This window comes from Enterococcus sp. VV15 (assembly GCF_005236045.1).
GTDB classification, from domain to species: domain Bacteria; phylum Bacillota; class Bacilli; order Lactobacillales; family Enterococcaceae; genus Enterococcus_B; species Enterococcus_B durans.
The window spans coordinates 1-23,385 of record NZ_QPTY01000035.1 but is presented as its reverse complement, the minus strand read 5'-3'; the positions used below and the strand labels follow the sequence as shown (position 1 = coordinate 23,385).

Below are 23,385 nucleotides of genomic sequence, written 5' to 3'. Positions count from 1 at the left end.
TCTATGTTACTGTCTGTTGTCATTGGTTGTTGTTTTGGTTCTTTCTTATGTTTGTCGGCACAACGGATTCCCCAAGGTCATTCTATTATTTCTCCCAGATCACATTGTGTCAACTGCCACCATTTTTTGACATGGTATGAATTGATTCCTTTGCTTTCGATCTGCTTGCAACGATTTCGCTGTCGCTCTTGCCATGCTCCCTTACCCCAAAGCTATTTTTTAGCTGAACTGGCTTGTGGCGGGATCTTTGTTTGGTTCTTCCACTATGCACCAAGTACGGATCCAATGCTCCTTTTTTGGATACTCTCTGCTCTTTTGCTCTCACTGATGGATTGTTTTTATTTCTTCATTGATTCTGGGATACTTTACCTTATTTGGATCATTTTGTGGAGTTATTGGTTGCTTATTGGGCATTTTCAATTCACGACGGTTTTGATACTATCGATTGTCAGTAGTCTTTTGATTTTTTATGCTACTGATTATTTAGGTTCCGGCGATTCATTGGTTGTATGGTGTTGGAGCGGACAACTCTCACTAGTACAATTACTGTACTTAGTCTTGATTGCTAGTGCCTTAGGAATTTGTTTTATGCACTGCACTCATTTCTTCTTTCAAAAGAGGATCACAAAGTTACCCTTTCTGCCTTTTTTAAGTGTGGCTTTACTCGTTGTCCAACATATTGAATAATGCGATACTACAGCAATGAAAAAGCCGACCTCTAGTTGCACCCTAGCTGTCGGCCGAACATAGAGGTCGAGAAAAAAGTCGTTTAGGTTTGAGAAATTGGAGAAAAAAGAGACTGGGACAGAAGTAAGAAACACTTTCGTCTCATTCTTTAAAAACGAATAAACGGTGGGAGCAGAAGCAACTCCTTCTTAAATAAGCCGAAATTCACAAAAATTTGAACAGCAATTTTCGTTAATTTCTTCTTATTTCTCGGAGTTAAACGCTTCTGTCCCAGCCTTTTTTGAAATTCCCGAAAAAACTGACTTTTGGACTTTCGTTTATTCGAGAGTCTGTAGCAAAACTGATTTTTAGATTTGTCCTAGACTCTATATTTTTTAGCTCTTTTTATCGCCCCAATGCTTTCTCAAAAAGCCTCCACGGCCAGAGCCTTCACGGTATAGCTGATAATGTACTTTGTTTTTTCTATAATAGTCTTGATGATATTCTTCTGCTGGATAAAAATCGCTTTTAGGTTCGATTTTCGTTACGATCGGTTTATCGAATCGACCACTGTCTTGCAGTTTTTGTTTTGATTTTTCCGCTATTTCCCGCTCTTCTTCATTCCCATAATAAATGACTGGCCGGTAGGAATCCCCTCGATCTGCAAACTGTCCTAACGCATCGGTCGGATCGGTTTGTTGCCAATAGATCTCCACCAATTGTTCATAGCTGATAATGTCAGGATCATAGGCGATCTCCACGGCCTCCGTATGTCCTGTCGTTCCTGTTATCACTTGTTCATATGTTGGATTAGGTACGTGTCCACCTGTATAACCTGAAATAACAGAGAAAATACCTGGTTGCGTTTCAAATGGTTTTACCATACACCAGAAACATCCTCCGGCAAATACCGCTTTTTTTACTGCCATAATGATCAACTCCTTTCCTTTTATCATACTCATTTTAGATGAAAGTCCTATTGATTTGCTTAAATTACCCTACCAGGGTATTAAAAAGCTACTTTATTTCTTTTTTCCTACTGCCTATCCAAACTCACTTTTTTGATATTGTGGATAATTATTGAAAAAGAAAAAACTTATCCACCTGTGGATTTATTTTTCGTGTAACTTTTCATGCTGCTCACTAGCTGTTGATAGCTTCTTCCCACTTTTTTATCCACAATTTTTTAAAATCATTTGATAAACTCTAGGACGATTTATCTGTAAAATAACTCACGAGATGAGTATAGCTAGAATTCGCTTCAATAAATTTCTGTTTATGTTCCAACAATTAACTAGACTACTATTTTATTCAAAAAAAGAGGATGTGATAGATTTTATCACATCCTCTAGTTCGAGTAACAAGGGAGAACAGAAGTCATTTCTTGATGAATCCTTCTGTTCCGATCGCTTTACTTACACATTATGCTTATTTTTGTTCATTCATTGCATCTTCTGCAGCCATTTGTGCTTCGATGTCTGAAATACTATAAACATTTTCACTTGCTACACCGACTTCTTTTGGTTCCATGTTGCGGTAACGTGACATACCAGTACCAGCTGGGATGATCTTACCGATGATAACATTTTCTTTCAAACCAAGAAGCGGATCTTTCTTCCCTCTGATAGCAGCATCCGTCAAGACACGAGTTGTTTCTTGGAATGATGCAGCAGATAAGAAGCTATTTGTTTCTAATGAAGCTTTTGTAATACCTAGTAAGACTGGACGAGATGTTGCAGGAACACCGCCGGCTACTAACGTATTGTAGTTTTGGTCTTTGAAATCTGCGATATCTAATAATGTTCCTGGTAAGATTTCTGTATCACCTGGGTCCATTACGCGAACTTTACGCAACATTTGACGAACCATTACTTCGATATGTTTGTCTCCGATTTCTACCCCTTGCATACGGTATACGCGTTGTACTTCACGTAGCAAGTAGTTTTCAACAGACAATACATCGCGGACTTGTAACAATTGTTTAGGGTCGATAGAACCTTCTGTCAATGGTGCTCCACGATGGATCATATCGCCTTCAGCAACTTTCATACGAGCTGTATAAGGAACAGTATACGTACGTGTATCTGTTTTCCCTTTGATCGTTACTTCTTTTGTACGTGTCGCAGCGTCTTCTGAAATGTCTATGACATCTCCGGTTACTTCTGTGATCACGGCTTGCCCTTTCGGATTACGTGCTTCAAAAATTTCTTGGACACGAGGAAGCCCTTGAGTGATATCGTCTCCGGCAACCCCACCCGTATGGAACGTACGCATTGTTAACTGAGTACCTGGTTCACCGATTGATTGAGCGGCGATCGTACCAACTGCTTCTCCGACTTCAACGTCAGAGCCAGTTGCCAAGTTACGTCCATAACAATGTTTGCAGACACCGTGTTTTGTGTTACATGTGAAGACTGAACGGATCGTTACTGTTTCAACACCTGCATCAACGATTTGTTTTGCAACGTCTTCTGAAATCAATTGATTTCCAGCAATGATCACTTCATTTGTTTCAGGATGACGGACTTCTTTACGTGTGTAACGTCCAATCAAACGATCTTCTAGTGATTCAATGATTTCGTTTCCTTCACGAATCGCTTGAATTTCAAGCCCTCGATCTGTACCGCAATCTTCTTCACGAATGATTACGTCTTGGGCAACGTCCACTAAACGACGAGTTAGATAACCTGAATCGGCTGTCTTCAAGGCTGTATCGGTCATTCCTTTACGCGCTCCGTGAGTAGAGATAAACATTTCCAAGACAGATAGTCCTTCACGGAAGTTTGAAATGATCGGCAATTCCATGATTCGTCCGTTAGGGGCAGCCATCAATCCACGCATACCAGCAAGCTGTGTAAAGTTGGAGATGTTACCACGAGCTCCAGAATCAGACATCATGAAGATTGGGTTTTTCGCTTCCAGACTTTCCATCAGTTTTTGTTGGATGTTGTCTTTGGCAGCGTTCCAAACAGCGATTACGCGTTCATAACGTTCATCATCAGTAATCAACCCACGACGGAATTGTTTAGTGATTGTTTCAACTTGTTTATGGGCATTTTCAATGATTCCTTGTTTTTCATCTAGTACACTGATATCTGCGATACCCACTGTGATACCAGCATGAGTGGAATGTTTGTACCCTAAGTCTTTCATACGGTCAAGCATCTTAGAAGTTTCTGTTACTTTGAAACGTTTGAAGACTTCTGCGATGATATTTCCTAAGTTTTTCTTCTTGAATGGTAAGACTAATTCTTGCTCTTTGATGTGTGCAGGGATGTCTGTACCTGCTTCAACAAAATATTTATCCGGTGTTTGGACTGTTAAGTTGAAGTCAGTAGGTTCATTCAAGTAAGGGAATTCTGGTGGCATGATTTCATTAAAGATGATCTTACCAACAGTTGTGATCATCGTACGTTCTTTTTGCCATTCAGTAAATGGTTTTTCACCTAGTGAATTAGGGTTCACACCGATACGTGAATGTAAATGAACGTAGCCATTACGCCATGCGATCACGGCTTCATTTTGATCACGGAAGACCATACCTTCGCCTTCACGTCCTTCTTCTTCCATCGTTAGGTAGTAGTTACCTAAAACCATATCTTGAGAAGGAGTTACAACTGGTTTACCGTCTTTTGGATTCAAAATGTTTTGAGCAGCGAGCATCAACATACGTGCTTCTGCTTGTGCTTCTTCGTTCAATGGTACATGGACAGCCATTTGGTCTCCATCGAAATCGGCATTGTAAGCTTCACATACAAGTGGATGCAAACGGATTGCACGACCTTGAACTAATACTGGTTCAAATGCTTGGATACCAAGTCTGTGAAGCGTAGGTGCCCGGTTAAGTAAAACTGGGTGTTCTTTGATTACGTCTTCTAGGACATCCCAAACTTCGTCTTCTTGACGCTCGATTTTACGTTTCGCATTTTTGATATTTGAAGCAAGTTCACGTTGAACAAGTTCACGCATCACAAATGGTTTGAATAATTCGATCGCCATTTCTTTTGGTAGACCACATTGATACATTTTCAAGAATGGTCCAACAACGATAACCGAACGACCTGAATAGTCCACACGTTTACCAAGTAAGTTTTGACGGAAGCGACCTTGTTTCCCTTTCAACATATGAGAAAGAGATTTCAATGGGCGGTTACCTGGTCCAGTAACTGGACGGCCACGACGACCATTATCGATCAATGCGTCAACAGCTTCTTGTAACATACGTTTTTCATTTTGAACGATGATACCAGGAGCGTTCAAGTCTAACAAGCGTTTCAAACGATTATTACGGTTGATTACTCGACGGTAAAGGTCGTTCAAGTCACTTGTCGCAAAACGGCCACCTTCTAATTGGACCATTGGACGTAGATCTGGCGGGATGACAGGGATAACATCCATGACCATCCAGCTTGGTTCATTTCCTGAAGCACGGAAAGCTTCTAAAATGTCCAAACGACGGATCGCACGTGTACGTTTTTGTCCTTGTGCAGATTTCAATTCTTCTTTTAATTCAGCTGCTTCAGCATCTAAATCAACATTATCAAGTAATTGTTTGATTGCTTCTGCTCCCATAGCTGCTTGGAATTCTTGTCCATATTGTTCACGTTTTTCGCGGTATTCGCGTTCAGTCAACAATTGTTTTTTCTCTAAGTTTGTGTTTCCAGGTTCGATAACTACATATGAAGCAAAGTAAATGATTTCTTCTAGTGCGCGTGGGCTCATGTCTAATACAAGACCCATACGAGAAGGAATACCTTTAAAGTACCAGATATGTGAAACAGGTGCTGCTAATTCAATGTGTCCCATACGTTCACGACGAACTTTTGAACGTGTGACTTCCACACCGCATCGATCACAAACGATTCCTTTATAACGGATACGTTTGTATTTTCCGCAGGCACATTCCCAGTCTTTTGTAGGACCAAAAATCCGCTCACAGAACAACCCTTCGCGTTCAGGTTTTAAGGTACGATAGTTAATCGTCTCAGGTTTTTTTACTTCACCGTAAGACCAGCTTCTGATTTTTTCGGGAGAAGCCAAACCTATTTGCATACTTTCGAATTTATTTACATCGATCAAAAGGGGTTCCCTCCATTTCGTTTAATGGCAAAACCGCAAGGCAGCTGATCATCGACCGCCTTACAGCTCATAGACCGGATTAGTCTAATTTATCTTCTGCGGTTTCAAAGTTTTGGATGACATCTTGTCGTTCATCTTCTACTTGTTCTGCAGCTTTTTTCTCTAGCTCTTTTGCAGTTTGTTGTTCCGCAAATTTAGTCAATGCATCAACGGTGATCAAATCATCGTCTTCGTCATCCATATCACGAAGTTCGATTTCAGCATCTTTGATATCCAAGACACGCATATCCAAACCAAGTGATTGTAATTCTTTTACTAATACTCGGAATGATTCTGGAACGCCTGGTTTTGGAATTGGTTCACCCTTAACAATTGCTTCATATGTTTTCACACGACCAACAACATCATCTGATTTGTAAGTCAAGATTTCTTGTAAGGTATATGCTGCACCGTAAGCTTCCAGTGCCCAAACTTCCATTTCCCCAAAACGTTGTCCACCAAATTGTGCTTTACCACCCAACGGTTGTTGTGTAACCAATGAGTAAGGTCCAATTGAACGAGCATGCAATTTATCATCAACCATGTGGGCAAGCTTGATCATGTACATCACGCCGACAGACACACGACCATCAAATGGTTCACCAGTACGACCGTCATAAAGAACAGTCTTCGCATCGCTAGCCATACCAGCTTCACGAACAGTTTCCCAAACGTCTTCATCACTTGCACCATCAAAGACTGGTGTTGCAACGTGGATGCCTAGTTGACGAGCAGCCATCCCTAAGTGCAATTCCAATACTTGTCCGATATTCATACGTGATGGCACCCCTAGAGGATTCAACATGATATCGATCGGTGTTCCATCTGGTAAGAATGGCATATCTTCTTCCGGCATAATACGGGAAACAACCCCTTTATTACCGTGACGACCGGCCATTTTATCTCCTTCATGGATTTTACGTTTTTGAACGATATAAACACGAACTAACATGTTCACACCTGGTGACAATTCATCGCCAGCTTCACGAGTAAAGATCTTCACATCATGAACGATCCCGCCACCGCCATGTGGTACACGTAAAGAAGTGTCGCGGACTTCACGAGCTTTTTCACCAAAGATCGCATGCAATAGACGTTCTTCTGCTGATAGTTCAGTAACCCCTTTTGGCGTAACTTTACCAACAAGCAGATCTCCATCTTTCACTTCTGCACCGATACGGATGATACCCATTTCGTCTAAATCTTTCAATGCGTCTTCCCCAACGTTAGGGATTTCGCGAGTGATTTCTTCTGGTCCTAATTTTGTATCACGAGCTTCTGACTCATATTCTTCAATATGGATTGAAGTATACACATCATCTTTTACCAAACGACGGCTCATGATGATCGCATCTTCATAGTTATATCCTTCCCAAGTCATGAAACCGACAAGAACGTTTTGTCCTAAAGCCATTTCACCTTGTTCCATAGAAGGTCCATCAGCTAATGTATCGCCTTTTTCAACTTTTTCGCCTAAATGAACGATTGGTCGTTGGTTGTAACTTGTTCCTGAGTTTGAACGGCGGAACTTCGTAATATCATATTTATCTAATGCACCATTATCACGACGAACACGGATTTGAGAAGCATCAACGAATTCAACTACTCCATCGTGTTTACATAATAATGCAGCACCTGAATCATGTGCTGATTTATATTCCATACCAGTACCAACCCATGGAGCTTGTGGATTGATCAACGGTACAGCTTGTCGCTGCATGTTGGCACCCATCAAGGCACGGTTGGAGTCATCGTTTTCCAAGAAAGGAATACATGCTGTCGCTACCGCAACTACTTGTTTAGGAGAAACGTCCATATAGTCGACTTTATCGATTGACACTTCTAAGTTTTCACTTTGTGCACGAGCCATAACTACGTCTTGGGCAAATGTGCCATCTTCATTCAATGGGCTGTTTGCTTGGGCAACGATGTAATGGTCTTCGATATCGGCTGTCAAATAATCGATTTGGTCTGTTACACGACCTGTTTGACGGTCAACACGACGATAAGGAGTTTCAATAAATCCAAATTTGTTTACTTTTGCATAGCTAGATAAACTATTGATCAATCCGATATTCGGACCTTCAGGTGTTTCGATCGGACACATACGGCCATAGTGAGAATAGTGAACGTCACGGACTTCATAACCCGCACGGTCACGTGTCAAACCACCAGGTCCTAAGGCTGAAAGACGACGTTTGTGTGTCAATTCGCCAAGAGGATTCGTTTGGTCCATGAACTGTGACAACTGAGAAGAACCAAAGAATTCTTTGATACTTGCGACAACTGGTCGGATATTGATCAATTGTTGTGGTGTCAATGTTTCTGTATCTTGGATCGACATTCTTTCACGTACCACACGTTCCATACGAGCTAACCCGATACGGAATTGATTTTGTAAAAGTTCGCCGACTGAACGGATACGACGGTTTCCTAAATGGTCGATATCGTCTACATTGCCGATGCCTTCCATCAAGTTCAAGAAGTAGCTCATTGAAGCAATGATATCTGCTGGACGCACTGTTTTCACAGGTGCTTCTGGATAGCCATTACCGATGACATTTACTTCACGCTCTGGATCTTTTGGTGAAAAGACTTTGATCACTTGGACAGTCATTGGATCAGTCACTACACCGTCTTCTGATGGGTAGTAAGTCACTGAATTCAAGCCATTTTCGATGAAAGGAGCAAGTGTTTCCATCACTTGGTGAGTCAAAACAGTTCCTTTTTCAACAATGATCTCGCCAGTTTCTGGATCGACCAATGTTTCTGCTAGAGTCAAATTCAATAGACGTGTTTTCAAGTCTAATTTTTTGTTTACTTTGTAACGACCAACATTTGCTAAATCGTAACGTTTTGGATCGAAGAAACGAGCGTTCAATAGGTTACGTGAGCTATCCGCTGTTTTAGGTTCGCCTGGACGTAAACGTTCATAAACGTCTTTCAAACCTTCTTCTGTTCTTGAGTCACTTGCATTTTTGTGCAAATCTTTTTCGATCGTATTACGTAATGTTTCACTATCACCGAAGATTTCAAAGATCGTATCATCTGAGCCAAATCCTAAAGCCCGAACTAAAACAGTCAATGGAATCTTACGTGTGCGGTCGATACGTACGTAAGAAATATCTTTTGCATCAGTTTCCATTTCTAGCCAAGCACCACGGTTAGGGATTACAGTTGAACCGAATCCTTCTTTTCCGTTTTTGTCGACTTTACCATGGAAATAAACGCCTGGTGAACGAACCAACTGAGAAACGATTACTCGTTCTGCCCCGTTGATGATAAATGTTCCTTGTTCCGTCATTAATGGGAAATCACCAAAGAACACTTCTTGTGCTTTGATTTCACCAGTTTCACGGTTTGTTAAACGCAAAGTGACATGTAATGGCGCAGAATAATTGGCATCATGTGCGCGAGCTTCTGCTACAGTATACTTAGGTTCTTTCAATTCATAATCCACAAATTCCAAAGATAGATTGCCGTTAAAATCATCGATTGGCAAAATATCTTCAAACATTTCTCTTAGTCCTTCATCTAAGAACCATTGGTACGAGTCTGTTTGAATTTCGATCAAATTTGGTAATTCCAACACTTCACTGATTCTTGCGAAACTTCTACGTTCGCGGTGTTTTCCGTATTTTACTACGTGTCCAGCCAAGCTCTTCACCCCTCTAAAATGTCATTCAAAAAGACTACCCGATCAATTGTTACAATAATATTAAAAATATTATATTTAGGTAACAACAGACATTTTTTGCGGCTTTTAGGCAAAAAAAAACCAAAAATAGAACATTCTCTTGAAACCATTCCTTCATGAGCTTCTACTTTTGTTTCCTTATATTAAAGCCGAAACGGACAATATTTCGTTTCTGCCTTCACTTCATCAGATAGTTTTTGCAACTTCATATACTACACTCATTTTCCATAAAAGTCAACACTTCCTGGCGTTTCCTCTGACTTTTCACAATATTTTCTTAATCTTTTCCTACTATATATTCTATTCTAAAAATTTATTTCGTGTTTTTTGAGAATTTTCTGAAATTTCTGCTTGACAGTGAGGTGGCCCTCCGCTATACTTGAGAAAATTCAAATTGTGGAGGGCTTTTTTATGAAAATAAAAATCAACCAACTAACACCAACACAACTGAATAACTTTTACTTTAGCTACTTTAGATAGGTTTGTATTCATGATTGATCGTGGGTGCAAACGTTAAACGACAGTTTGTATCTATGATGGCTAAAGCACTTTGTACTGCACAAGAGGCCACGTAGACATTACGCTAAGTGGCTGAGCGAAAGAGTGCAAAGTATTTACTTACTTTCATATATTTCGATGACCGATCCATTTAGACGTTTTGTCTAAATGGATTTTTTGTTTTCAAATTTAAGGAGGAAAAACAAATGAAAAAGAAATTAATGATCGGATTAGGAACAGCTTTATTACTCGCACTTGCAGGATGTGGTTCATCAGGGAACTCTTCTGAAAAAGCAGATAACACAAAAACAATCGGCGTCTTACAACTTGTACAACACAATTCACTAGATGCTACTTATAAGGGTTTCAAAGAAGGATTGAAAGAAAACGGCTATAAAGAAGGCGATAATCTAACTATCGACTATCAAAATGCTCAAAATAATCAAGATAACTTGAAGAGCATGAGCGAAAAACTAGTCAAAGACGATCCGGACTTGCTTTTAGGGATTGCAACTCCTGCAGCACAATCACTTTTAAATGAAACAACAACGATACCAATCACAGTAACAGCCGTAACGGACTTAGAACAAGCACATTTAGTTTCCTCTAATGAAAAACCTGGCGGAAATGTGACAGGAACAACTGACATGGTACCGATCGACAAACAGATCGATTTATTACTAAGCATCGTGCCTGATGCAAAAACAATCGGGATCATGTACAACAATGGTGAAGCAAACTCTAAGATCCAAGGCGATCTAGCTGAAAAAGCATTGAAAAAAGCAGGCGTGAAAGTCAAAGTCTTAACAGCAAATACAACAAATGATGTCCAACAAGTAACAAAAAGTTTAGCAAAAGACGTTGATGGTATCTATATCCCTACTGACAATACCTTTGCAAGTGCAGCCAGTGTCGTCGGTGAAGTAGCAAAAGAAACGAAAACACCGATCGTTGCAGGTTCTGTTGACCAAGTCAAAGATGGTGGTTTAGCAACAGTTGGGATCGACTATGAAAAATTAGGGAAACAAACAGGCGCGATGGCTGCAAAAATATTAGATGGTAAAAAAACAAGCGAACTTCCTGTCGAATCTGCAGATGATCTTTCATTGTATGTAAACGAAGAAATGGCAAAAGCCATCGGGATCGATCCATCAACGATCAAATCTGCTGAATAGACCTATAGGAGGACAATCATGACAAATCTCATCTCAATTTTTTTATCATCCGCTTCGCAAGGGGTCCTATGGGCACTCCTTGCTATCGGAGTATTCTTAACCTTTCGTATTTTAGATATCGCTGACTTGACTGCTGAAGGAAGTTTCCCGCTAGGTGCTGGGATTGCCGCAATGAGTATAACAAAAGGCCTCCATCCAGTCCTTGCTTGTCTTTTAGGTTTTTTAGGAGGAGCTGCAGCGGGACTTGTCTCCGGATTACTTCACACGAAACTTAAAATCCCCGCTTTATTAGCTGGGATCATTACAATGACTGGTCTATATTCTGTTACTTCTCGAGTGATGGGTGCTCCTAATATCTCGTTGTTGGGACAAAAGACTGTTTTTGACTGGGTCCAATCTTATGGCATGACAAAAGAAAATGCTGTTTTGATCGTTGGCTTGATCTTTGCTTTGATCGTGGTGGCTTTGCTCGTCCTTTTCCTACGAACAGAGACGGGTCTTGCTATTCGTGCAACGGGAGATAACTTAGCCATGAGTGAAGCAAATGGGATCAACACAGATAATATGAAAATCATTGGCTATATGATCTCAAACGGTTGTATCGCTCTATCTGGTTCTTTGTTAGCCCAAAACAATGGCTTCGCGGATCTAAACTCAGGGATCGGTACGATCGTCATCGGTTTGGCGTCGATCATTATTGCTGAGGTACTATTTAGAAATCAATCCTTGCTATTCCGTTTACTGACTATCATCTTGGGAGCCGTGATCTACCGCTTTATCCTGGCATTAGTATTTGAATTGAACGTACAACCAAGCGATTCAAAATTAGCTTCTGCACTTGTACTCGTTATCTGTCTATCATTCCCTCAGATCCAACAGAAATTAAAACTACCAACACGTACCAAAGCAAAAGGAGGTAAATAAAAATGACTGATGTATTAACGCTAGAAAACCTTCATCATACCTTCGAAAAAGGAACAATCAACGAGAACCATGTCCTTAAAGGGATCAACCTATCCTTGAAGCCTGGTGACTTCGTAACGATCATCGGTGGGAACGGAGCGGGTAAATCTACTCTGTTAAACAGTATTGCCGGTTCCTTTTCTGTAGATCAAGGGCATGTGTTGCTAAATGGGAAAGACCTGACTAAAAAATCAGTTGTGGCACGTTCAAAAGACATCAGCCGCGTGTTCCAAGATCCTAAATTAGGCACTGCTGTCCGTTTAACTGTCGAAGAAAATTTGGCGTTGGCCATGAAACGTGGAAAAAAACGAGGCTTCTTCCGCGGAGTCAAACCTCAGGATCGTACATTTTTCAAAGAACAATTAGCCCGTTTGAATCTGGGACTTGAAGATCGACTAACAACTGAAATCGGCTTGCTTTCTGGTGGACAACGCCAAGCGATCACTCTACTGATGGCAACACTCCAAAGGCCTGAACTGATTTTATTGGATGAACACACGGCTGCTCTTGATCCTGCCACTTCAAAAACAGTCATGGAATTGACTGAAAAACTGATTGGCGAACAACACTTGACAGCATTCATGGTCACACATGATATGGAGGATGCCATTCGGTATGGGAATCGCCTGATCATGTTACACCAAGGAAATATTGTAGTAGACATCCATGAAGCAGAAAAACAACAATTAACTGTTCCTCAACTCTTGGATATGTTCAAGCAAAATAGCGGAACAGCGTTGAAAGACGATCAAGTATTACTCTCTTGATCCTTTCTGAATAAATACGTCAATTTAGCTTAGATCATTCTTTTTTCCGATTTTGCTAAATTGACGTATTTTTTTTAATAAAATCCATTTGATTAAATTTCAACGAGTTTATTGAAGTTATTATTTTGTTCTTTTTCACTTATTGATACAATGAACTGAAAAGGAGTGATCATGATGGCGACAAAAGAGAAAGTCCTCCAATTATTGAAGGATTCATCCGAGTTCCTTTCTGGAGAAAAAATTGCCCAACAATTACAAGTTTCCCGTACGAGTATCTGGAAAGCGATCAAAGAATTAGAAAAAGCAGGCTATCAATTTGAGCATCAAGCAAAAGGGTACCGCTATCTCCCTTCTGATGTTTTGGACGCCCAAGAAATCAGCCAAGCACTACACTATTTCGCCCCTGATTTAAAAGTACAGGTCCTAAAGCAATCTGAATCAACGATGAAAGATGCAAAACTGATCGCTACCCAACACCAGATGGATCCGGTTTTATTGGTAGCAGATACACAAGAACAGGCTCACGGTCGTTTTGGTCGACCTTTTTTTGCGGAGCCTGGTCAAGGAATCTACATGAGTCTTTTGCTACATCCAAATCAACGGTTTGATGAGTTACCTCAATATACGATCATCGCTGCCAGTGCGTGTATAAAAGCGATCCAAGAATTAACCGGCAAGTCTGCATCAATCAAATGGGTCAACGATATTTATTTAAATGGCAAAAAAATCAGTGGGATTCTTTCAGAGGCCGTGAGTGATATGGAATCTGGCGAAATCAGTTCAGTGATTATTGGGATCGGGATGAATTTCTCCATTCCTCAAGCACATTTTCCTGAGGCAATCCAAAACAAAGCTTCTTCCCTATTTGCAGATGGAAACAAAACCACTACACGTAATGAAATGATCAGTCAAATTTGGCAAAATTTCTTTACTTATCTTTCAGATACAAGTGACGCTTATTTAAATCTCTATCGAGAAAGATCGTTTGTGTTAGGTAAAAAAGTCAGCTTTACACAAAAAGGGATTTCTTACACAGGTATCGCCAGAAAAATCGGGGAGCATGGCGAATTGATCGTTGAGACCCCACGGGGAACCTTGTCTCTTTCCTCTGGTGAAATCAGCCTTTCTGCGATCGAATCGATCTAGAAAAAACAGCTATTAGTAGATCAACTATTCACATAGTGACATTAAAAAGCCGTCTATCACAGAAATTCATGTTGGAAACTTCTGTGATGGACGGCTCTTTCTCAATGGTGGTTGCTTTTATATGAACTCGTTGTTTCCCCTCCCTAGTCTTCAACTCACGAGTAAAACTGAAGACTAGTGTTTATGTGCAATTGTTTTACTAACAAACTACAATAAATATACTATGTGCTCTTGACTACCATAATTACTAGACGTACTGTAAGAAAACTACCTACCCCAATTACAGATAGTTTTCTACTAACTGAAATTCTGCCGTCAATTAAAGTTGGTCAACAAGTGAATCTGTTTAAAAAAATCTCCCCAAAATCTAGCCATAGGTATATTACCCCATCTTATTTATACATGTATCAACTTCCGAAATCATTTCCGTTCAAAAAAAGATAACGTATATAAAATATTCAAACCATCCCCTATACAACAACATTTTTTGTTTTTTTTCAGCCCCCTTTTTTATTTCATTGCTTCTATCATTATAATAAATGATAACTAGATGAACTTGTTATTTTGTACAGTATTACAACATTTTTATTCAATTTTTTTCAAGAAAGACATTCTTTTTTCCTATAAAATTTTAGCTGGTTCGATGCTAAATACTCAATATTCAAATTGAATTTTTTGACCACTACACAACGAATCAAAAATTTATCAGCTGTAGTTAACGTTCTTTGACATTCTTTTTCAATGTCGTTGAAAGAAAAATAACTCCTTTTTGTTAAAAGCTGAGTCAAAATCTCATTTACATCTACTCTTGATAAATCGGTCGCTAGTTGTTTCCTCAAAAAAATCTTCCTTTCTTACAGTGGTTTGGTAATTGAAACTATAGCATGAATCTTTTTTACCACTAGAACAAGAATTTTTAAAAAAAGGAAAGAACGTTTTTTCCTTGTCTGAACATTTCCAAAAGAAGAAATTTCTGGCGTACGATTCTTTACCATCGATGTTAGAGTTAAGTCAACAATTATGACAAAGGAGTACCTAATTATGGCTAGGATCACAAATATGTTGAACGATAAAAGGAGCATTCCCTCGAAAGAAAATGAACAAGACAAAGGAACATCAGAAAAAAGCACAAAAATTGAACAAAACAAAGCGTTTACAGATGCGTATGATCTGGAAGAAAAACAACAAAAACTTGCAAAGTTGAGTCAAAAAATTTCACGTTCAAATCATGTACCAATGCAAGTACTACCTGTAGTAAAAGGATGGATCACCCTCGCATTTACCATCATGACGATTTTGAAGGCACAGAAAATCGAACAAGAGTTAAAAGCGCAAAAACAAGCTCCAGCAAAGCTTGAAAATGAAAAAGGAGAAGTATATCAAAAAAATATATCTAATCTTGAACAAGAAATAACCAAAGTTTCAAAAAATTTACCCAATCAGTTAAAAAATCATTCGAAGATCAAACCGCATATCGCAAATCTTTTGCAAGAAGTAGCGAAGCTCCAACCGGAAATAACTAATACTAAACAAAATGCAGTTATCAGTGAGAAAAGTGTCCCTCTACATACGTTCGATCAAGTAAAAAAACAAGCGATAACTTCATCTAATCAGCAAACCAACCAAAACCACCGATCAGCTATCACACGAACTACAGATCAGTCCTTAACAAAATAGCCATTGACTTCATCTGACTGTGAAACATGCTTGAAATAACTCCCACTATTTTAAGCATGTTTGTTTCTTTTTTTATTTTATAGAATATAAGTTATCCTACGGTCGCATCCATCAGCTAAGGATTCGACAAAAAAGTTGCTGAGTATAACTAAAAAGAAATCCTTTTAGTCAGCTCAACAACTTTTTAACAATTTATTTAATTGGATTTGACGATGTGTAGCGATCTCTTACGCACAAAACATTTCCCCCAAAACATTTTATGTGTACTGGCTTCTTCTGTCCCTCCTTTTTAAACAAATTGATGCTTGATTTTATCTCAAAAAATAGCCACTTGATCACTGCTTTTATCACTTTTCACACAAAATTCACGTATCAAATGTTACCAATAAATAATAGACTTGCATCTAGTATTAGCATACTTGCTAATCAAACAATGGGAGAAACTTTTTTTCCCTAAAAAGAAAAAAATGGCTGGTACGAAAGAAACTCTTTTGGAAATAAGCTGACATTCACAAAAATTCAAAAAGTGTGAGACAAAAGTAAGAAACACGTTTGTCTCATTCTTTAAAAACGAATAAACGGTGGGAGCAGAAGCAACTCCTTCGGAAATAAGCCGAAATTCTCAGAGTTAAACACTTCTGTCCCAACCTCTGTACCAAATCGTCTTTAATTTTCTCTCTCTAATATCAAGGTCGTGAGCGACAGTAAATTTTCCTTCGTTCTAAATGGATTATCTGGTAGTTTATTGATTTCATTCAATGCTTTTTTGGTATATTTTCCAGCTAATCCTTTGGCTTTTTCTACCCCTTTTGCTTCTGCGACTAGTGTTCGAACTTTCTCTATTTCCTCAGAAGTCAACTTGTCTTTTTTATCAAGATATGAGATAAGTTCTGCCTTTTTATCCGTCTGTAACGCATAGATCAACGGTAATGAATATACGCCTTGACGCATATCTTCTAGTACTGGCTTACCAATTTCATCACTGCTTTTAGTATAGTCTAAAATATCATCAATGATTTGAAAAGCCATCCCGATCGCTAAACCGATCGTACCAGCTTTTTTCGCAAACCGTTCAGTTGTCCCACTTTCATAAGCACCTATCGAACAGCTCAACTGAAATAGTTCAGCTGTTTTACCAGAAATATTTTCTAAATATTCTTCAACCGTTAGATGATAATTATAACGATCATCCATTTGGCCTAACTCTCCATCTAATATTTTTTCCATACTGCGAGAATTTGTCTGCAGACTTTTAAGGGAAGTAGAATAATTAGAAAGTAATTTAAAACAACACACAAATAAATAGTCTCCCGCATAGACGGCTACCGTATTTCCAAAATTGCCCCGAATATTTTTCTTTCCGCGACGCATGTTCGCTTCATCGACGATATCGTCATGGATCAGCGTAGCCGTATGAAGCATTTCGATCGAAGCGGCTAACGCAATTGCTTTATCTCGATCGTTCTCAGCACCAAATTGAGAAAACAATAATTGGTATGCAGGCCGTAATAATTTGCCACCAGCATGGATCGTTTCTTTAATTGCTTGTTCAACTGGTTTATTTTTTAAGCGGATGACATCTTCCATTTTCTTCAACGTTTCTGTTAACTCGTCTTTTAAACCGGGATAGCCCTCCCACATTGGATGTAACTTCATAAAAAAACTCCTTGCATAGCGATTATTTTTCTAAAAAACGGACTGCCATTTGTCTTTCTTTTTTAACTCATATTCTTTTTGGAATTTTTGAAGGGTTCGTACATGGCGCAATAAGTAATTTGCGGCAATTCCAATAGCGATACCTGATAAGATGCCTAAAAAAGATAAAATTGGTAAATAAAGCATAACCGTCCAAGATTGGGCAATAAAAGAGGCTGTAACGAGCTGCCCCACATTATGCATAAATCCACCTGTTGCACTGATACCAATAATGCTGACTCTTTTTGGTCCTAGTTTTTTGACTAGTAACATCCCGAAATAACTAAGTAGTGCGCCACTCATACTATACAGAAAAGTAGAGATTGTTCCACCTAATAACGTCGTTAAAAACAAACGTAGCCACAAGAGCAAAAAACTATCTCGTTTGTTCATCGTAAAGATCGCTACGATCGTAATCAAATTTGCTAGACCTAATTTGGCTCCAGGTGCAAAAGAAAATGGATAAGGAATCATGTTTTCAATCAGTCCAATGATCACGCCCTGTGCTACTAAAAGAGAGATATAAATCATTTTTTGTAATTTTGTCATGGTGTGAATAGCCTAATAAATCAGACTGTCTTCGTCACTCCCATCTGTTGATCGCACTTCGATCACTAATTTATGCGGTAAACATACGATTGTCTCCCCATTTTTTGATGCCCATCCTCTTCTCACACAAATCTGATCATCACAATCTGCTTCCTTGATCCGAATTTTATCTCCGGCAATTTCGATTAGATTGTAATCACCATGGGGATCTTTGTATGTGTACGTATATGTTTCACTCCCCACGCTTAGTGGAAAGGTTTTGATTTCTGTTCCATCTACCCGCAGCACTGCTTCTTTTTCAGGTGCAACGTTTGCTTGCTGGTAACTAAAAATGATAACTGGTAAAAAAGAAAGAGCAACCAAAAGAATGATAATGAAGATATCCCACGGTTTGAGTAAACTTTTCTTGATAAATTCTTTCATTTTTTGTACGCATCCTCCTCTGCCCTTTTTCACTGACCCAATTTTAGCACGGAATAAAAGAAAGTCCTAGGTATCCCTAGAACTTTCCTTCAATCAACCATTACTTTAAACTTTTTCTATTCAAGCTCTATATTGCATACTATTTTGAGCCATATTGGGATTTGGGTTTTCCATACCACCAATTTCCTAGTGTTTTTTGCAACCATGGAATTACCCAGCGATCAAGTCCGATTGCTCGTCCTGAACCATTCATCAACGCGAAGGCCACAAAGATAAACCAGATGTTTACCCAGTAAAACATTCCTGATAAACAGAACGTGATGACCAACACAATCGTTGTTGCACTACATAACCAAGTGAATAAACCAGCAATCAATGCTAATGCCAACGCAATTTCAAAGAAAACCATGAATTTTTGGAAAAACATTGCTACATCGTTATTCGGCATGATGACTTGCATCATTTTTGTAAACCAAGCAGGTGATTTGTCGATCACAGCCATTGGTTCTTCTCCATAAGCATAGCTTAGACCAAAGTGTGCATCAAGTGTTGCTGCTTCCCCAGCACCACTTGATGCAGCACCACTAGCAGCTGTTGTTGCATCTCCGGCAGCTGATGCACCACTTGCAACATCCGTCACATTATATTCCCACGTCCAAGGGAAGACGCTGTTACCAGTGAACCATGATCCCTCACCGAACCATGTACCTGGTTTCAATACTTCACCGTTACCGACGATTTTCTTGAATGCTTCTATAAACCAAACTAGTCCGTAGAAAATACGTAGCGGTACACTCCATAGTACATTCCCATAGCGTGAAGAATGACCACGTGTCACATTTCGGTCATCCTTGATATGGAAGAATTCATGCATTAGATATTGGAACATATAGTATCCAGAGCGAATATCAAAGAAATATTTTAAGTTGACGATATGTTTCATTACGATTGCTAGGAAACCACTCAAATGGATCTTATTAAATAGATTCGCAACCCCCCATTTAGCGCCAACTGAGACCATGAAACCTTGATAATTCCCTTTAAACTTGTGTTTCTCGCCACCTTTGATCGAAGCAACGATATTTGCAGCAGCTGTATGCCCTGTCTGTTCAGCCGCTTGAACGATTTGCGGTGTCGGTGTTCCAGGGAATTCTTCATAGAAAACCAAGTCCCCGATGATATAGATATTTTTATCTTCGTAGCCTTTTGCTTGCATGTACTCGTTGGCAATCAGACGTTGTCCGCGAGCCGATTCTAATCCAAAATCGGCTGCATCAGATGTACCTTTTACACCAGCTGTCCAAATCAAAGTGTGTGTTGGAATCTGACGGCCATCTTTTAATTTGATATGGTCATTTGCTACCTCAACGATTGGGGCATTCAATAATAATTCTACTTGATGTTTCTTCAAGTAACGTTCCGCTTTGGCCGCATCGTTACGATCTAACATATTCAAAATCGTTGGCATTGCTTCTACGACCATCAAAGTGATTTCGCTTGGATCTAATTTGTAGTCTTTTGCTAAACGTTTTTTCCAGTCAATTAACTCACCGATCATTTCGATTCCGGTAAAACCTGAACCACAAACTACAAACGTCAACATGGCGCGACGTAGTTCATCATTTGGCTCTAACGCTGCTTTGGCAACTGTTCGTTCGATATGTTCATGAATCTTCACTGAATCTTCGAATGACCATAACGTAAAGCCATTTTCTTTTACACCAGGTGTACCAAAGTCATTTGGTTCGCCACCCATCCCTAAAATCAATTGATCAAATGGATAAGAACCTAATTTTGTTTTAACGATTTTTTGTTCTTTATCAATACCTATTACCGTGTCTGTCACTAATTGAACATTTTTTTGTCGTGCAAATAAGTGCTGTAAATCATATTGAATTGCTTGTGGTTCAACTCGTCCGCCTGCAACTTCGTGAAGTTCTGTCATCATCGTGTGGTACGAATGACGATCAATCAACGTGATTGTCACATCTTCTTTTTTCAGTTTTTTTGCCAAGTACTTTGTAGCTGATACTCCGGCATAACCTGCACCTACAACGACAATATTTTGCTTTGCCATTGATCATCCGCTCCTTATTAAACCATTTATTTGAAATTTATAATAACTATTTTAGTTTGATACCTATTACACAATCTCCATACATTATATAGATGTTATGTTCTTTTGTCTAATTCCTTTTCGATTTTTTTGAATTTTTATTATTAAGCGTTTTTTTCACGAAATTTACAGAAAGAAAACGGTTGTAAGATTATAATAGTTATTTGCTTAAAATGGTTGACTTATAGTTAATATCTATTAGAATGTATAATGAATCACAAAGAAAATTGTGGACTAAAAAAGGAAATGGTGGGATTTAAAAATGAAGAACAAACGTTTTGTTACTGGATTTGCAGTTTTAGCATTTTCAGCTTTAGTGTTAGGTGCTTGTGGTGCAGATGACAATGGAAGTTCAAACAGCTCAAGTTCATCTGAAGCTTCAACAGCACAAACTTCTGAAAGCGCAACAACTGAAAGTTCAGCAAAAGTTGTCGCTGGTGGCGAATTGAAAGATGGCACATATAAATTGGAAGAAAAAAATTACTCTAATGGCTACCGCGCAGTTTTTGAAATGGTCGTAAAAGATGGTAAGATCACTGAGTCTAAATATGACAACATCAACGAAAAAGGCGACTCAAAAACAAAAGATGCAGAATACAATAAAAACATGGATGCAAAAGCTGGCACTAGTCCAGAAAAATTCATCCCAGAATTAAACGAACAATTCGTGAAAGCTCAAAGCGCTAGCGGTGTTGAAGTAGTTACTGGTGCTACTCACTCTTCAGAAAGCTTCCAAAACTATGCACAACAATTGATCCAAGCGGCTCAAGCTGGTAACACAGATACGATTGAAATCGACAATGGTGCTGACTTGAAAGACGGTACTTACAAATTAGAAGAAAAGAACTACTCTAACGGCTACCGCGTACAATTTGAAATGACTGTAGCTGGCGGTAAAGTAACGGATTCTAAATTTGATTACATCGACAAAGATGGCAAATCAAAACAAGATGACACAGAATACAACGAAAATATGAAAGCGAAAAGTGGTACTGAACCTAAAACTTACATCCCTGAACTTAACGACGAACTTGTCAAAGCAATGGCCGAAGAAGATGGTTCACCTGCTGACGTAGAAGTAGTTACTGGTGCTACTCACAGCTCACACTCATTCATTATGTACGCACAACAATTAGTGAATGCAGCTGAAAAAGGCGATACACAAACAATCGAAGTTGACAACATCGTAACAAAATAATCAACTAGAAATAAATGTGGAAGAAGCTGTCTCAACAATAGTTTTTTTCTGAAATCCAAGCCGAGATATCCGAAATTTTCTTTGAAAAATTTTTGTGATATTTCGGCTTATTTCTGAAAGAATATTTTTTGTTTTGCTATACCCTTCTGGCCACTGATGAAATGAGGAAACACATGTTAAAGAAACGCTTACTCCCTATCGTCGCTTTGCTATGCCTATTGACGTTAGCTGGTTGTAGTACTTCAGCGAATAAAGCCACAACAGCAAGTACTACGACAAATAAAATTTTAAAAGATCCTTATTCAGATGAACAATTCCTATTAGGTACGTATGTCCGGATTCGTGTCTATGATGAAGGAAAAGAAGCTGCTTTAAAACCAGCTTTTGACCGAGTAAAAGAGTTGGGCGATAAAATCACGATCAATCAACCAGGTTCAGAAATCGATGAAGTCAATCAGCAAGCTGGCATCAAGCCGGTAAAAGTTTCTGATGATGTCTATGGGTTATTGAAGAAAGCCTATGAATACAGCGAAGATTCCCAAGGTGGTTTTGATATGGCGATCGGTGCCATTACTCAGCTGTGGCGTATTGGTTTTGATGATGCAAGAAAACCTTCTCAAGAAGAAATCGACCAAGCATTGAAGTTAGTCGACTACCATAAAATCGAATTGAACGATCAAGACAAGACTGTCTATCTCAAAGAAAAAGGGATGATCATTGACCTTGGGGCGATCGCTAAAGGATACATCACAGATGAAGTAGTGAAAGTACTGAAAAAACAAGGTGTGACGACGGCGATCGTTGACTTAGGTGGAAATGTTTATGTTTTAGGTCATAGTCCTAGAGGGAAAGATCAAGACTGGACAGTCGGTATCCAAGACCCTAATTTAGCACGTGGATCTGTATTAGGAACCATCGAAGAACGGGATAAAACACTCGTTACATCTGGTATCTATGAACGCTACTTAGAAGTAGACGGTAAAAAGTACCATCATTTATTTGATCCTAAAACTGGTTATCCTTTTGATAATGACATCGCAAGTGTCACGATCATCACAGATAAATCAATTGATGGTGATGGCTTATCAACGGCTGTCTTTTCAATGGGTGTGAAAAAAGGGCTTGAATACGTTGAAAGTGAATTGAACAATGGTACTGAAGCAATTTTTGTCACAAAAGAAGATAAAGTATATGTGACAGATCCAATCAAAGATACATTTAAACTGGATAAAGACTCAAAATATACGATGGGCGATCGCTCAGAACTGAAATAAGGAGCAAGAAACATGACACTAAAAATCTTTCTAGAAGTAGTCGAACTACGGACTAAGGTGGCTAGTGTATTTCCTTTTGCGATAGGGGTTTTATTCTCTATCGCTTTTTTTCATGAGATACATTGGTTGAACACCTTATTATTTTTTATCGGTATGCTCGTCTTTGATTTGGCGACAACAGCTATCAACAATTATATGGACTACGAAAAAGCCCATTCCGCTGTTTATAAATACGAAGAAAATGTGATCGGACGTACAGGGACTTCCCCCAAATTGGTTCGCAATATGATTTTAGGGATGATCCTTTTTGTTCTGATCATTGGTCTCATTCTAACTGCTAAAACGGGGCTCTTTCTATTATTGATGGGGGTAGCTTGCTGTTTCATCGGTATCTTTTATACATTTGGTCCGATTCCTTTATCT

At 39.0% G+C, this 23,385-nt stretch carries 16 protein-coding genes; 9 read left to right on the top strand and 7 right to left on the bottom strand.

What is annotated here, in order from left to right:
* The first annotated feature begins 3 nt into the window (after positions 1-3).
* The gene (locus DVW83_RS11590; protein WP_104660600.1) at positions 4-687 is read left to right on the top strand and encodes a prepilin peptidase; all 684 of its coding nucleotides are present in this window, start codon (positions 4-6) and stop codon (positions 685-687) included.
* A 374-nt stretch (positions 688-1,061) separates the two neighbouring features.
* Here the strand turns inward: DVW83_RS11590 and msrA are convergent, their stop codons facing one another.
* The 3 genes from msrA to rpoB all read right to left on the bottom strand — a co-directional run bounded on the left by msrA (position 1,062) and on the right by rpoB (position 9,442).
* Positions 1,062-1,595 (bottom strand): peptide-methionine (S)-S-oxide reductase MsrA, encoded by a 534-nt coding sequence (gene msrA / locus DVW83_RS11585; RefSeq protein ID WP_104661088.1) that lies wholly within the window; start codon positions 1,593-1,595, stop codon positions 1,062-1,064.
* A 499-nt stretch (positions 1,596-2,094) separates the two neighbouring features.
* The gene (rpoC, locus tag DVW83_RS11580; protein WP_016177781.1) at positions 2,095-5,745 is read right to left on the bottom strand and encodes a DNA-directed RNA polymerase subunit beta'; all 3,651 of its coding nucleotides are present in this window, start codon (positions 5,743-5,745) and stop codon (positions 2,095-2,097) included.
* 79 nt (positions 5,746-5,824) lie between these two features.
* Positions 5,825-9,442 carry a DNA-directed RNA polymerase subunit beta gene (gene rpoB, locus DVW83_RS11575; protein WP_005881184.1) on the bottom strand — a complete coding sequence of 1,206 codons (3,618 nt, stop codon included), beginning with the start codon at positions 9,440-9,442 and terminating at the stop codon, positions 5,825-5,827.
* Positions 9,443-10,185: 743 nt separating this feature from the next.
* Between rpoB and DVW83_RS11565 the strand changes: the two genes are divergently transcribed.
* From DVW83_RS11565 to DVW83_RS11540, 5 genes are all read left to right on the top strand, one after another.
* Positions 10,186-11,154, top strand: a complete 969-nt coding sequence (locus DVW83_RS11565) for an ABC transporter substrate-binding protein (RefSeq protein WP_137239410.1) — start codon at positions 10,186-10,188, stop codon at positions 11,152-11,154.
* Positions 11,155-11,172: 18 nt separating this feature from the next.
* On the top strand, positions 11,173-12,078 hold the full coding sequence (locus DVW83_RS11560) for an ABC transporter permease (protein ID WP_104661089.1): 906 nt from the start codon (positions 11,173-11,175) through the stop codon (positions 12,076-12,078).
* A gap of 2 nt (positions 12,079-12,080) precedes the next feature.
* Positions 12,081-12,884, top strand: coding sequence for an ABC transporter ATP-binding protein (locus DVW83_RS11555; protein ID WP_104661090.1), 804 nt, complete (start codon positions 12,081-12,083; stop codon positions 12,882-12,884).
* A gap of 174 nt (positions 12,885-13,058) precedes the next feature.
* Complete coding sequence (locus DVW83_RS11550; protein WP_104661091.1) at positions 13,059-14,030, top strand: biotin--[acetyl-CoA-carboxylase] ligase; 972 nt, start codon at positions 13,059-13,061, stop codon at positions 14,028-14,030.
* A 1,041-nt stretch (positions 14,031-15,071) separates the two neighbouring features.
* Positions 15,072-15,707, top strand: coding sequence for a hypothetical protein (locus DVW83_RS11540; RefSeq protein ID WP_104661093.1), 636 nt, complete (start codon positions 15,072-15,074; stop codon positions 15,705-15,707).
* Between the two features lie 666 nt (positions 15,708-16,373).
* Here the strand turns inward: DVW83_RS11540 and DVW83_RS11535 are convergent.
* The 4 genes from DVW83_RS11535 to DVW83_RS11520 form a co-directional block, all read right to left on the bottom strand.
* Positions 16,374-17,363 carry a polyprenyl synthetase family protein gene (locus DVW83_RS11535; protein WP_104661655.1) on the bottom strand — a complete coding sequence of 330 codons (990 nt, stop codon included), beginning with the start codon at positions 17,361-17,363 and terminating at the stop codon, positions 16,374-16,376.
* A 30-nt stretch (positions 17,364-17,393) separates the two neighbouring features.
* Positions 17,394-17,951: a Gx transporter family protein gene (locus DVW83_RS11530; RefSeq protein ID WP_104661654.1), complete on the bottom strand. Its 558-nt coding sequence runs from the start codon at positions 17,949-17,951 to the stop codon at positions 17,394-17,396.
* A 12-nt stretch (positions 17,952-17,963) separates the two neighbouring features.
* Positions 17,964-18,374 carry a NusG domain II-containing protein gene (locus DVW83_RS11525; protein WP_104661653.1) on the bottom strand — a complete coding sequence of 137 codons (411 nt, stop codon included), beginning with the start codon at positions 18,372-18,374 and terminating at the stop codon, positions 17,964-17,966.
* Positions 18,375-18,513: 139 nt separating this feature from the next.
* Positions 18,514-20,451 (bottom strand): NAD(P)/FAD-dependent oxidoreductase, encoded by a 1,938-nt coding sequence (locus tag DVW83_RS11520; protein WP_104661652.1) that lies wholly within the window; start codon positions 20,449-20,451, stop codon positions 18,514-18,516.
* Positions 20,452-20,752: 301 nt separating this feature from the next.
* Between DVW83_RS11520 and pplA the strand changes: the two genes are divergently transcribed.
* The 3 genes from pplA to DVW83_RS11505 all read left to right on the top strand — a co-directional run.
* Positions 20,753-21,688, top strand: coding sequence for an extracellular electron transfer flavoprotein PplA (gene pplA, locus DVW83_RS11515; protein ID WP_104661651.1), 936 nt, complete (start codon positions 20,753-20,755; stop codon positions 21,686-21,688).
* Between the two features lie 173 nt (positions 21,689-21,861).
* The gene (locus tag DVW83_RS11510) at positions 21,862-22,962 is read left to right on the top strand and encodes an FAD:protein FMN transferase (protein WP_137239408.1); all 1,101 of its coding nucleotides are present in this window, start codon (positions 21,862-21,864) and stop codon (positions 22,960-22,962) included.
* A 12-nt stretch (positions 22,963-22,974) separates the two neighbouring features.
* Positions 22,975-23,385, top strand: a 411-nt coding sequence (locus DVW83_RS11505) for a UbiA family prenyltransferase (protein WP_162500758.1), incomplete at its 3' end; no start/stop codon positions are given.